This is a genomic window from Halobacillus sp. Marseille-Q1614, assembly GCF_902809865.1.
In the GTDB taxonomy this organism is placed as follows: domain Bacteria; phylum Bacillota; class Bacilli; order Bacillales; family Halobacillaceae; genus Halobacillus_A.
Genome location: NZ_CADDWH010000001.1, coordinates 3,110,350 through 3,122,794 on the forward strand (window position 1 = coordinate 3,110,350; position 12,445 = coordinate 3,122,794).

At 51.3% G+C, this 12,445-nt stretch carries 2 protein-coding genes, 9 tRNA genes and 6 rRNA genes; all 17 read right to left on the reverse strand.

Annotated elements, in window-relative coordinates:
* Window positions 1–16 precede the first annotated feature (16 nt).
* The 17 genes from HUS26_RS15605 to HUS26_RS15685 all read right to left on the reverse strand — a co-directional run bounded on the left by HUS26_RS15605 (window position 17) and on the right by HUS26_RS15685 (window position 12,196).
* Complete coding sequence (locus HUS26_RS15605) at window positions 17–481, reverse strand: CtsR family transcriptional regulator (RefSeq protein ID WP_173917986.1); 465 nt, start codon at window positions 479–481, stop codon at window positions 17–19.
* A 165-nt stretch (window positions 482–646) separates the two neighbouring features.
* Window positions 647–1,339, reverse strand: a complete 693-nt coding sequence (locus HUS26_RS15610; protein ID WP_173917987.1) for an MgtC/SapB family protein — start codon at window positions 1,337–1,339, stop codon at window positions 647–649.
* A gap of 90 nt (window positions 1,340–1,429) precedes the next feature.
* Window positions 1,430–1,543, reverse strand: a 5S ribosomal RNA gene (rrf, locus tag HUS26_RS15615).
* A 101-nt stretch (window positions 1,544–1,644) separates the two neighbouring features.
* Window positions 1,645–4,566 (reverse strand): 23S ribosomal RNA (locus tag HUS26_RS15620).
* A 169-nt stretch (window positions 4,567–4,735) separates the two neighbouring features.
* Window positions 4,736–6,304 (reverse strand): 16S ribosomal RNA (locus HUS26_RS15625).
* 118 nt (window positions 6,305–6,422) lie between these two features.
* Window positions 6,423–6,498 (reverse strand) — tRNA-Ala (locus HUS26_RS15630).
* A 15-nt stretch (window positions 6,499–6,513) separates the two neighbouring features.
* Window positions 6,514–6,590: transfer RNA gene (locus HUS26_RS15635), tRNA-Pro, on the reverse strand.
* Between the two features lie 8 nt (window positions 6,591–6,598).
* Window positions 6,599–6,675, reverse strand: a tRNA-Arg gene (locus HUS26_RS15640).
* An 11-nt stretch (window positions 6,676–6,686) separates the two neighbouring features.
* Window positions 6,687–6,775: transfer RNA gene (locus HUS26_RS15645), tRNA-Leu, on the reverse strand.
* A gap of 50 nt (window positions 6,776–6,825) precedes the next feature.
* Window positions 6,826–6,900: transfer RNA gene (locus HUS26_RS15650), tRNA-Gly, on the reverse strand.
* 6 nt (window positions 6,901–6,906) lie between these two features.
* Window positions 6,907–6,988: transfer RNA gene (locus HUS26_RS15655), tRNA-Leu, on the reverse strand.
* A 7-nt stretch (window positions 6,989–6,995) separates the two neighbouring features.
* Window positions 6,996–7,071 (reverse strand) — tRNA-Lys (locus tag HUS26_RS15660).
* A gap of 22 nt (window positions 7,072–7,093) precedes the next feature.
* Window positions 7,094–7,169: transfer RNA gene (locus HUS26_RS15665), tRNA-Thr, on the reverse strand.
* A gap of 4 nt (window positions 7,170–7,173) precedes the next feature.
* A tRNA-Val gene (locus HUS26_RS15670) sits at window positions 7,174–7,249 on the reverse strand.
* Window positions 7,250–7,261: 12 nt separating this feature from the next.
* Window positions 7,262–7,375 (reverse strand): 5S ribosomal RNA (rrf, locus tag HUS26_RS15675).
* Window positions 7,376–7,536: 161 nt separating this feature from the next.
* Window positions 7,537–10,458: ribosomal RNA gene (locus HUS26_RS15680) — 23S ribosomal RNA — on the reverse strand.
* A 169-nt stretch (window positions 10,459–10,627) separates the two neighbouring features.
* Window positions 10,628–12,196, reverse strand: a 16S ribosomal RNA gene (locus HUS26_RS15685).
* Together the 16S, 23S and 5S rRNA genes with 9 tRNA genes alongside form the textbook arrangement of a ribosomal RNA operon.
* Between the last annotated feature and the right edge of the window lie 249 nt (window positions 12,197–12,445).

The following is a 12,445-nucleotide window of genomic DNA, read 5'->3' on the forward strand; positions in this document are numbered from 1 at the left end:
TGATCTACCTCCTCACCTAGCTTTTGTACTTAAGGGTGAAAAGCATCGCTGTCAGAATTCGAGAACGGAGCTCATCCCTTAGAGGAAGTGGGAATGCAAGAACCTCACGCTCCATCACGCTTGCCATGATATTCGCTTCACGTTCGTTTATGCTATCATTTTCAAGTAAACGATCGATAATATCGAGTGAAACAGATTGAGATACTTCCGGCTGAACCAGCTTAATAATATCATCAATCATTTGTGACTCGGATCGATGCTGGACACGGCGGATTCGAATATAGCCGCCGCCTCCGCGTTTACTTTCAACTATATAGCCCTTTTCCACAGTGAAGCGGGTTTTAATCACGTAATTGATTTGAGAAGGCACACATTGAAATTTTTCAGCGATTTCACTCCGTTTAATTTCAATACTTCCGTGATGATTTTCATCTAAAATCTTCTTTAGATGCTCTTCAATGATGTCAGATATATTCCGCATTTTCCCTCCTCCTCTTTTGACTTTGACTATCTTTGACCTTAATTTTATTATACTCATTTTTACTGCATACGCAACTATAATGTTTTCATGTACAAGAGTAATCTTTCCCTAATTTTCCCCTTCCTAAAACAAAAAAGCTATGCGAATTATGTCGCATAGCTTTAACTATCTTTTACTAGAGACTTGGACTACCCGGGGAATGCTTGAAAGCTTCTCAATTAGACCGGCTTCGTCGTATTTCTGGCTGCGGTCCGCGTGAATAAAGATTTTTTTACGATGGTTGTTCCCCTTTTGAATTTCGACTTTTTTCACCACAAGGTTTTCATCATCAAAAATGGTTAAGATATCACTGACTTTCGCATCGTCTTCCACTACCACGACATACGAATTTTTAAAATAATGGCTTACATATTTTCTTTCAATATTGTTTAAGAAGATTAGACTTAACAGCACAAGGGCGGTGGCTACAATTGCCACACCATACATACCGGCTCCGACGACCAGCCCAAGTCCGGCGACTGTCCAAATTGAAGCGGCTGTCGTCAGTCCGCGGATGGTCATGCCGTTTACAATAATGGTCCCTGCTCCTAAGAAACCAATACCACTGATAACATAGGAAGGGATACGGGCAGGATCAAACCTCACATTATCATATTCTTCGATAAAAGATTCAAATCCATAAATGGAGAGCAGCATCATCAAACAGGAACCCATTCCTACTAAGATATGGGTACGAAAACCGGCAGAATGATTTTTCAGCTCACGTTCAAACCCAATAATTCCTGATAAAACTAGAGCCGCCATTAATCTTATAAAAAATATATCTAGATCCTCCAACCACATATAAGTTTGATCCATGATTCCCCCACCTTTCTTTATTTCTAAGGGTCCTATTAATAAATATATCAAAAAAACCGAAAGCTTATGCTTTCGGTTTCTTAATCATTGACGAGGCAGCGTCCTACTCTCACGGGGATATACCCGACTACCATCGGCGCTGAAGAGCTTAACTGCTGTGTTCGGCATGGGAACAGGTGTGACCTCTTCGCTATCGCCACCTCATCTATTATATGGAGGTAAACCCTCAAAACTGGATAAGACTGATTGGAATCAAACCGTCATAATTTGTAGCTGCAACGCCTAGGCGTTTTCGCTTTTCTTTTAAAGTTAAGTCATCGATTGATTAGTATCCGTCAGCTCCACGTGTCACCACGCGTCCACCTCGGACCTATCGACCTCATCGTCTCTGAGGAATCTTACTAACTTATTGTTAGGGGAAATCTCATCTCAAGGGGGGCTTCATGCTTAGATGCTTTCAGCACTTATCCCGTCCACACGTAGCTACCCAGCGATGCTCCTGGCGGAACAACTGGTACACCAGCGGTGTGTCCATCCCGGTCCTCTCGTACTAAGGACAGCTCCTTTCAGATTTCCAACGCCCACGACGGATAGGGACCGAACTGTCTCACGACGTTCTGAACCCAGCTCGCGTACCGCTTTAATGGGCGAACAGCCCAACCCTTGGGACCGACTACAGCCCCAGGATGCGATGAGCCGACATCGAGGTGCCAAACCTCCCCGTCGATGTGGACTCTTGGGGGAGATAAGCCTGTTATCCCCGGGGTAGCTTTTATCCGTTGAGCGACGGCCCTTCCATACGGTACCGCCGGATCACTAAGCCCGACTTTCGTCCCTGCTCGACTTGTAGGTCTCGCAGTCAAGCTCCCTTGTGCCTTTACACTCTGCGAATGATTTCCAACCATTCTGAGGGAACCTTTGGGCGCCTCCGTTACTCTTTGGGAGGCGACCGCCCCAGTCAAACTGCCCACCTGACACTGTCTCCGGACCGGATCACGGTCCTGGGTTAGAATGTCCGTACAGCCAGGGTGGTATCCCACCAGCGCCTCCACCGAAGCTAGCGCTCCGGCTTCTCAGGCTCCCACCTATCCTGTACAAGCTGTACCAACATTCAATATCAGGCTACAGTAAAGCTCCACGGGGTCTTTCCGTCCTGTCGCGGGTAATGCGCATCTTCACGCATAGTATAATTTCACCGGGTCTCTCGTTGAGACAGTGCCCAAGTCGTTGCACCTTTCGTGCGGGTCGGAACTTACCCGACAAGGAATTTCGCTACCTTAGGACCGTTATAGTTACGGCCGCCGTTTACTGGGGCTTCGGTTCAACGCTTCGCTAAAAGCTAACGCATCCCCTTAACCTTCCAGCACCGGGCAGGTGTCAGCCCCTATACTTCGCCTTACGGCTTCGCAGAGACCTGTGTTTTTGGTAAACAGTCGCTTGGGCCTTTTCACTGCGGCTCCTCGGCAGAGGAGCACCCCTTCTCCCGAAGTTACGGGGTCATTTTGCCGAGTTCCTTAACGAGAGTTCTCCCGCTCACCTTAGGATTCTCTCCTCGCCTACCTGTGTTGGTTTGCGGTACGGGCGCCTCTTTCCTCACTAGAGGATTTTCTTGGCAGTGTGAAGTCCGGAGCTTCGGTACTTTATTTCCCTCCCCATCACAGCTTGACGTTGCCGGACGGATTTGCCTATCCGACCGTCTTGCTGCTTGGACGCACTCTTCCAATCGTGCGCACTCCTTATCCTCCTGCGTCCCCCCGTCGTTCAAACGGAAAGGAGGCGGTACAGGAATATCCACCTGTTGTCCATCGCCTACGCCTTTCGGCCTCGGCTTAGGTCCCGACTAACCCTGAGAGGACGAGCCTTCCTCAGGAAACCTTAGGCTTTCGGTGAAAGAGATTCTCACTCTTTTTTCGCTACTCATACCGGCATTCTCACTTCTAAGCGCTCCACCAGTCCTTACGGTCTGACTTCGCCGCCCTTAGAACGCTCTCCTACCACTGATCCATCAGGATCAATCCGCAGCTTCGGTGGTGTGTTTAGCCCCGGTATATTTTCGGCGCGGAGTCACTCGACCAGTGAGCTATTACGCACTCTTTCAATGATGGCTGCTTCTAAGCCAACATCCTGGTTGTCTAAGCAACTCCACATCCTTTTCCACTTAACACACACTTAGGGACCTTAGCTGGCGGTCTGGGCTGTTCCCCTCTCGACCATGAACCTTATCACCCATGGTCTGACTCCCAGAACAAAGTCATTGGCATTCGGAGTTTGACTGAATTCGGTAACCCGGTAGGGGCCCCTCGTCCAATCAGTGCTCTACCTCCAAGACTTTCTATTCTGAGGCTAGCCCTAAAGCTATTTCGGAGAGAACCAGCTATCTCCGTGTTCGATTGGCATTTCACCCCTACCCACACCTCATCCCCGCAATTTTCAACTTGCGTGGGTTCGGGCCTCCAGTCAGTGTTACCTGACCTTCACCCTGGACATGGGTAGATCACACGGTTTCGGGTCTACGACCGCATACTCAAATCGCCCTATTCAGACTCGCTTTCGCTGCGGCTCCGCTTCTCATCAGCTTAACCTTGCATACGGTCGTAACTCGCCGGTTCATTCTACAAAAGGCACGCCGTCACCCATGAATGGGCTCCGACTACTTGTAGGCACACGGTTTCAGGTTCTCTTTCACTCCCCTTCCGGGGTGCTTTTCACCTTTCCCTCACGGTACTGGTTCGCTATCGGTCACTAGGGAGTATTTAGCCTTGGGAGATGGTCCTCCCGGATTCCGACGGAATTCCTCGTGTTCCGCCGTACTCAGGATACACTCCGGAGGAGAAAGGATGTCGAGTACAGGGCTGTTACCCTCTATGGCGGATCTTTCCAGATCACTTCGTCTATCCTCTCTCTTGGTAACTCCAAAGGAGTGTCCTACAACCCCAGAAAGCAAGCTTTCTGGTTTGGGCTGATTCCGTTTCGCTCGCCGCTACTTGGGAAATCGCGTTTGCTTTCTCTTCCTCCGGGTAATGAGATGTTTCAGTTCCCCGGGTCTGCCTTCCATAACCTATGTATTCAGTTATGGATACTGTTCCATTACGAACAGCGGGTTTCCCCATTCGGAGATCCTGGGATCAAAGCTTACTTACAGCTCCCCCAGGCATTTCGGTGTTAGTCCCGTCCTTCATCGGCTCCTAGTGCCAAGGCATCCACCGTGCGCCCTTATTCACTTAACTTTTAAATCGTCGTGAAAAGACGTTTCTTACTTTGGTTTGATGTCTTGTCAAATCTTATCCAGTTTTCAAGGTTCACATTGAGAAGATCCTTTGATCTCTCAAAACTGAACAACCAACCATGTACGTCCTCCGAAGGAGACGGCTAAAAAGCCGTTCCTTTTATCCTTAGAAAGGAGGTGATCCAGCCGCACCTTCCGATACGGCTACCTTGTTACGACTTCACCCCAATCATTGGCCCCACCTTCGGCGGCTGGCTCCATAAAGGTTACCTCACCGACTTCGGGTGTTGCCAACTCTCGTGGTGTGACGGGCGGTGTGTACAAGGCCCGGGAACGTATTCACCGCGGCATTCTGATCCGCGATTACTAGCGATTCCGGCTTCATGCAGGCGAGTTGCAGCCTGCAATCCGAACTGAGAATGGTTTTATGGGATTTGCTACACCTCGCGGCTTCGCTGCCCTTTGTACCATCCATTGTAGCACGTGTGTAGCCCAGGTCATAAGGGGCATGATGATTTGACGTCATCCCCGCCTTCCTCCGGTTTGTCACCGGCAGTCACCTTAGAGTGCCCAACTCAATGCTGGCAACTAAGATTAGGGGTTGCGCTCGTTGCGGGACTTAACCCAACATCTCACGACACGAGCTGACGACAACCATGCACCACCTGTCACTTGGTCCCCGAAGGGAAGACCCTATCTCTAGGGTGGTCCAAGGATGTCAAGACCTGGTAAGGTTCTTCGCGTTGCTTCGAATTAAACCACATGCTCCACCGCTTGTGCGGGCCCCCGTCAATTCCTTTGAGTTTCAGCCTTGCGGCCGTACTCCCCAGGCGGAGTGCTTAATGCGTTAACTTCAGCACTAAGGGGTGGAAGCCCCCTAACACCTAGCACTCATCGTTTACGGCGTGGACTACCAGGGTATCTAATCCTGTTTGCTACCCACGCTTTCGCACCTCAGCGTCAGAAACAGACCAGAGAGTCGCCTTCGCCACTGGTGTTCCTCCACATATCTACGCATTTCACCGCTACACGTGGAATTCCACTCTCCTCTTCTGTCCTCAAGTTCCCCAGTTTCCAATGACCCTCCACGGTTGAGCCGTGGGCTTTCACATCAGACTTAAGGAACCGCCTGCGCGCGCTTTACGCCCAATAATTCCGGACAACGCTTGCCCCCTACGTATTACCGCGGCTGCTGGCACGTAGTTAGCCGGGGCTTTCTCGCGAGGTACCGTCAAGGTACCGCTCTATTCGCACGGTACTTGTTCTTCCCTCGCAACAGAACTTTACGATCCGAAGACCTTCATCGTTCACGCGGCGTTGCTCCGTCAGACTTTCGTCCATTGCGGAAGATTCCCTACTGCTGCCTCCCGTAGGAGTCTGGGCCGTGTCTCAGTCCCAGTGTGGCCGATCACCCTCTCAGGTCGGCTACGCATCGTCGCCTTGGTGAGCCGTTACCTCACCAACTAGCTAATGCGCCGCGGGCCCATCTGTAAGCGATAGCTCAGAAAGCCATCTTTTACTCTTCCCTCATGCGAGGGAGGAGATTACCCGGCATTAGCCCCGGTTTCCCGGGGTTATTCCGGTCTTACAGGCAGGTTGCCCACGTGTTACTCACCCGTCCGCCGCTCATTCCACTAACGTCACCCCCGAAGGGGATCAGTTAACTTCCTGCGCTCGACTTGCATGTATTAGGCACGCCGCCAGCGTTCGTCCTGAGCCAGGATCAAACTCTCCATAAAAGTAGTTTGACTTGCTCATTTGCACACCGAATGTGCTTGTTTGAATTCTCTCTATATAATAGAAAGAATAAATTGACGTACTGGTTGGTTCGTTCAGTTTTCAAAGATCAAAATTAAATGGTGGAGCCTAGCGGGATCGAACCGCTGACCTCCTGCGTGCAAAGCAGGCGCTCTCCCAGCTGAGCTAAGGCCCCTTATTATGATAAGAATGGTCGGGAAGACAGGATTCGAACCTGCGACCCCTTGGTCCCAAACCAAGTGCTCTACCAAGCTGAGCTACTTCCCGTAAGTAAATGGCGCGCCCGAGAGGAGTCGAACCCCTAACCTTCTGATCCGTAGTCAGACGCTCTATCCAATTGAGCTACGGGCGCAAATTAAATTATGGTGCCGAGGGCCGGACTCGAACCGGCACGGTGGAAACCCACCGCAGGATTTTAAGTCCTGTGCGTCTGCCAATTCCGCCACCCCGGCACGACACTTGCAAGTAAGGTTTATATACTATTCATCTGCAATAAGTATAATGGAGCGGAAGACGGGATTCGAACCCGCGACCCCCACCTTGGCAAGGTGGTGTTCTACCACTGAACTACTTCCGCGTATAATGCGGGTGGAGGGACTTGAACCCCCACGCCGTGAAGCACTAGATCCTAAATCTAGCGTGTCTGCCAATTCCACCACACCCGCTAATAAATGGTGAGCCATGGAGGGCTCGAACCTCCGACCCTCTGATTAAAAGTCAGATGCTCTACCAACTGAGCTAATGGCTCTTAATAAAAAGCTTGGACAAAATGGTGCCGGCCAGAGGACTTGAACCCCCAACCTACTGATTACAAGTCAGTTGCTCTACCAATTGAGCTAGGCCGGCTAAATGGTGGAGGATGCAGGGCTCGAACCTGCGACCCCTTGCTTGTAAGGCAAGTGCTCTCCCAGCTGAGCTAATCCTCCGGATTATGTAAGGTATGGCAGCGTCCTACTCTCACGGGGATATACCCGACTACCATCGGCGCTGAAGAGCTTAACTGCTGTGTTCGGCATGGGAACAGGTGTGACCTCTTCGCTATCGCCACCAAACCTTATTTTTTAGGGACAAGATATATTATATTGTCCTTTTGAGAAAATATCAAGGGTTATTTTAAAACTTTTTAGTAAACCCTCAAAACTGGATAAGACTGATTGGAATCAAACCGTCATAATTTGTAGCTGCAACGCCTAGGCGTTTTCGCTTTTCTTTTAAAGTTAAGTCATCGATTGATTAGTATCCGTCAGCTCCACGTGTCACCACGCGTCCACCTCGGACCTATCGACCTCATCGTCTCTGAGGAATCTTACTAACTTATTGTTAGGGGAAATCTCATCTCAAGGGGGGCTTCATGCTTAGATGCTTTCAGCACTTATCCCGTCCACACGTAGCTACCCAGCGATGCTCCTGGCGGAACAACTGGTACACCAGCGGTGTGTCCATCCCGGTCCTCTCGTACTAAGGACAGCTCCTTTCAGATTTCCAACGCCCACGACGGATAGGGACCGAACTGTCTCACGACGTTCTGAACCCAGCTCGCGTACCGCTTTAATGGGCGAACAGCCCAACCCTTGGGACCGACTACAGCCCCAGGATGCGATGAGCCGACATCGAGGTGCCAAACCTCCCCGTCGATGTGGACTCTTGGGGGAGATAAGCCTGTTATCCCCGGGGTAGCTTTTATCCGTTGAGCGACGGCCCTTCCATACGGTACCGCCGGATCACTAAGCCCGACTTTCGTCCCTGCTCGACTTGTAGGTCTCGCAGTCAAGCTCCCTTGTGCCTTTACACTCTGCGAATGATTTCCAACCATTCTGAGGGAACCTTTGGGCGCCTCCGTTACTCTTTGGGAGGCGACCGCCCCAGTCAAACTGCCCACCTGACACTGTCTCCGGACCGGATCACGGTCCTGGGTTAGAATGTCCGTACAGCCAGGGTGGTATCCCACCAGCGCCTCCACCGAAGCTAGCGCTCCGGCTTCTCAGGCTCCCACCTATCCTGTACAAGCTGTACCAACATTCAATATCAGGCTACAGTAAAGCTCCACGGGGTCTTTCCGTCCTGTCGCGGGTAATGCGCATCTTCACGCATAGTATAATTTCACCGGGTCTCTCGTTGAGACAGTGCCCAAGTCGTTGCACCTTTCGTGCGGGTCGGAACTTACCCGACAAGGAATTTCGCTACCTTAGGACCGTTATAGTTACGGCCGCCGTTTACTGGGGCTTCGGTTCAACGCTTCGCTAAAAGCTAACGCATCCCCTTAACCTTCCAGCACCGGGCAGGTGTCAGCCCCTATACTTCGCCTTACGGCTTCGCAGAGACCTGTGTTTTTGGTAAACAGTCGCTTGGGCCTTTTCACTGCGGCTCCTCGGCAGAGGAGCACCCCTTCTCCCGAAGTTACGGGGTCATTTTGCCGAGTTCCTTAACGAGAGTTCTCCCGCTCACCTTAGGATTCTCTCCTCGCCTACCTGTGTTGGTTTGCGGTACGGGCGCCTCTTTCCTCACTAGAGGATTTTCTTGGCAGTGTGAAGTCCGGAGCTTCGGTACTTTATTTCCCTCCCCATCACAGCTTGACGTTGCCGGACGGATTTGCCTATCCGACCGTCTTGCTGCTTGGACGCACTCTTCCAATCGTGCGCACTCCTTATCCTCCTGCGTCCCCCCGTCGTTCAAACGGAAAGGAGGCGGTACAGGAATATCCACCTGTTGTCCATCGCCTACGCCTTTCGGCCTCGGCTTAGGTCCCGACTAACCCTGAGAGGACGAGCCTTCCTCAGGAAACCTTAGGCTTTCGGTGAAAGAGATTCTCACTCTTTTTTCGCTACTCATACCGGCATTCTCACTTCTAAGCGCTCCACCAGTCCTTACGGTCTGACTTCGCCGCCCTTAGAACGCTCTCCTACCACTGATCCATCAGGATCAATCCGCAGCTTCGGTGGTGTGTTTAGCCCCGGTATATTTTCGGCGCGGAGTCACTCGACCAGTGAGCTATTACGCACTCTTTCAATGATGGCTGCTTCTAAGCCAACATCCTGGTTGTCTAAGCAACTCCACATCCTTTTCCACTTAACACACACTTAGGGACCTTAGCTGGCGGTCTGGGCTGTTCCCCTCTCGACCATGAACCTTATCACCCATGGTCTGACTCCCAGAACAAAGTCATTGGCATTCGGAGTTTGACTGAATTCGGTAACCCGGTAGGGGCCCCTCGTCCAATCAGTGCTCTACCTCCAAGACTTTCTATTCTGAGGCTAGCCCTAAAGCTATTTCGGAGAGAACCAGCTATCTCCGTGTTCGATTGGCATTTCACCCCTACCCACACCTCATCCCCGCAATTTTCAACTTGCGTGGGTTCGGGCCTCCAGTCAGTGTTACCTGACCTTCACCCTGGACATGGGTAGATCACACGGTTTCGGGTCTACGACCGCATACTCAAATCGCCCTATTCAGACTCGCTTTCGCTGCGGCTCCGCTTCTCATCAGCTTAACCTTGCATACGGTCGTAACTCGCCGGTTCATTCTACAAAAGGCACGCCGTCACCCATGAATGGGCTCCGACTACTTGTAGGCACACGGTTTCAGGTTCTCTTTCACTCCCCTTCCGGGGTGCTTTTCACCTTTCCCTCACGGTACTGGTTCGCTATCGGTCACTAGGGAGTATTTAGCCTTGGGAGATGGTCCTCCCGGATTCCGACGGAATTCCTCGTGTTCCGCCGTACTCAGGATACACTCCGGAGGAGAAAGGATGTCGAGTACAGGGCTGTTACCCTCTATGGCGGATCTTTCCAGATCACTTCGTCTATCCTCTCTCTTGGTAACTCCAAAGGAGTGTCCTACAACCCCAGAAAGCAAGCTTTCTGGTTTGGGCTGATTCCGTTTCGCTCGCCGCTACTTGGGAAATCGCGTTTGCTTTCTCTTCCTCCGGGTAATGAGATGTTTCAGTTCCCCGGGTCTGCCTTCCATAACCTATGTATTCAGTTATGGATACTGTTCCATTACGAACAGCGGGTTTCCCCATTCGGAGATCCTGGGATCAAAGCTTACTTACAGCTCCCCCAGGCATTTCGGTGTTAGTCCCGTCCTTCATCGGCTCCTAGTGCCAAGGCATCCACCGTGCGCCCTTATTCACTTAACTTTTAAATCGTCGTGAAAAGACGTTTCTTACTTTGGTTTGATGTCTTGTCAAATCTTATCCAGTTTTCAAGGTTCACATTGAGAAGATCCTTTGATCTCTCAAAACTGAACAACCAACCATGTACGTCCTCCGAAGGAGACGGCTAAAAAGCCGTTCCTTTTATCCTTAGAAAGGAGGTGATCCAGCCGCACCTTCCGATACGGCTACCTTGTTACGACTTCACCCCAATCATTGGCCCCACCTTCGGCGGCTGGCTCCATAAAGGTTACCTCACCGACTTCGGGTGTTGCCAACTCTCGTGGTGTGACGGGCGGTGTGTACAAGGCCCGGGAACGTATTCACCGCGGCATTCTGATCCGCGATTACTAGCGATTCCGGCTTCATGCAGGCGAGTTGCAGCCTGCAATCCGAACTGAGAATGGTTTTATGGGATTTGCTACACCTCGCGGCTTCGCTGCCCTTTGTACCATCCATTGTAGCACGTGTGTAGCCCAGGTCATAAGGGGCATGATGATTTGACGTCATCCCCGCCTTCCTCCGGTTTGTCACCGGCAGTCACCTTAGAGTGCCCAACTCAATGCTGGCAACTAAGATTAGGGGTTGCGCTCGTTGCGGGACTTAACCCAACATCTCACGACACGAGCTGACGACAACCATGCACCACCTGTCACTTGGTCCCCGAAGGGAAGACCCTATCTCTAGGGTGGTCCAAGGATGTCAAGACCTGGTAAGGTTCTTCGCGTTGCTTCGAATTAAACCACATGCTCCACCGCTTGTGCGGGCCCCCGTCAATTCCTTTGAGTTTCAGCCTTGCGGCCGTACTCCCCAGGCGGAGTGCTTAATGCGTTAACTTCAGCACTAAGGGGTGGAAGCCCCCTAACACCTAGCACTCATCGTTTACGGCGTGGACTACCAGGGTATCTAATCCTGTTTGCTACCCACGCTTTCGCACCTCAGCGTCAGAAACAGACCAGAGAGTCGCCTTCGCCACTGGTGTTCCTCCACATATCTACGCATTTCACCGCTACACGTGGAATTCCACTCTCCTCTTCTGTCCTCAAGTTCCCCAGTTTCCAATGACCCTCCACGGTTGAGCCGTGGGCTTTCACATCAGACTTAAGGAACCGCCTGCGCGCGCTTTACGCCCAATAATTCCGGACAACGCTTGCCCCCTACGTATTACCGCGGCTGCTGGCACGTAGTTAGCCGGGGCTTTCTCGCGAGGTACCGTCAAGGTACCGCTCTATTCGCACGGTACTTGTTCTTCCCTCGCAACAGAACTTTACGATCCGAAGACCTTCATCGTTCACGCGGCGTTGCTCCGTCAGACTTTCGTCCATTGCGGAAGATTCCCTACTGCTGCCTCCCGTAGGAGTCTGGGCCGTGTCTCAGTCCCAGTGTGGCCGATCACCCTCTCAGGTCGGCTACGCATCGTCGCCTTGGTGAGCCGTTACCTCACCAACTAGCTAATGCGCCGCGGGCCCATCTGTAAGCGATAGCTCAGAAAGCCATCTTTTACTCTTCCCTCATGCGAGGGAGGAGATTACCCGGCATTAGCCCCGGTTTCCCGGGGTTATTCCGGTCTTACAGGCAGGTTGCCCACGTGTTACTCACCCGTCCGCCGCTCATTCCACTAACGTCACCCCCGAAGGGGATCAGTTAACTTCCTGCGCTCGACTTGCATGTATTAGGCACGCCGCCAGCGTTCGTCCTGAGCCAGGATCAAACTCTCCATAAAAGTAGTTTGACTTGCTCATTTGCACACCGAATGTGCTTGTTTGAATTCTCTCTATATAATAGAAAGAATAAATTGACGTACTGGTTGGTTCGTTCAGTTTTCAAAGATCAAAATGTCGTTTCGCTTTAAAACAGCGACTCAATTAATATACCACGATAACTTGTTTAAGTCAACAACTTTTTTCGTTTTTATAATTGAGTTTTTATCGTTTGCTGTGCCGCTCTCGATGCGACGTTTATTAATATACCA

Excerpts from the sequence above, each read along its gene's own strand:
- HUS26_RS15610 (WP_173917987.1), bottom strand. The coding sequence starts at position 1,339 with ATGGATCAAACTTATATGTGGTTGGAGGATCTAGATATATTTTTTATA.
- HUS26_RS15605 (WP_173917986.1), bottom strand. The coding sequence starts at position 481 with ATGCGGAATATATCTGACATCATTGAAGAGCATCTAAAGAAGATTTTA.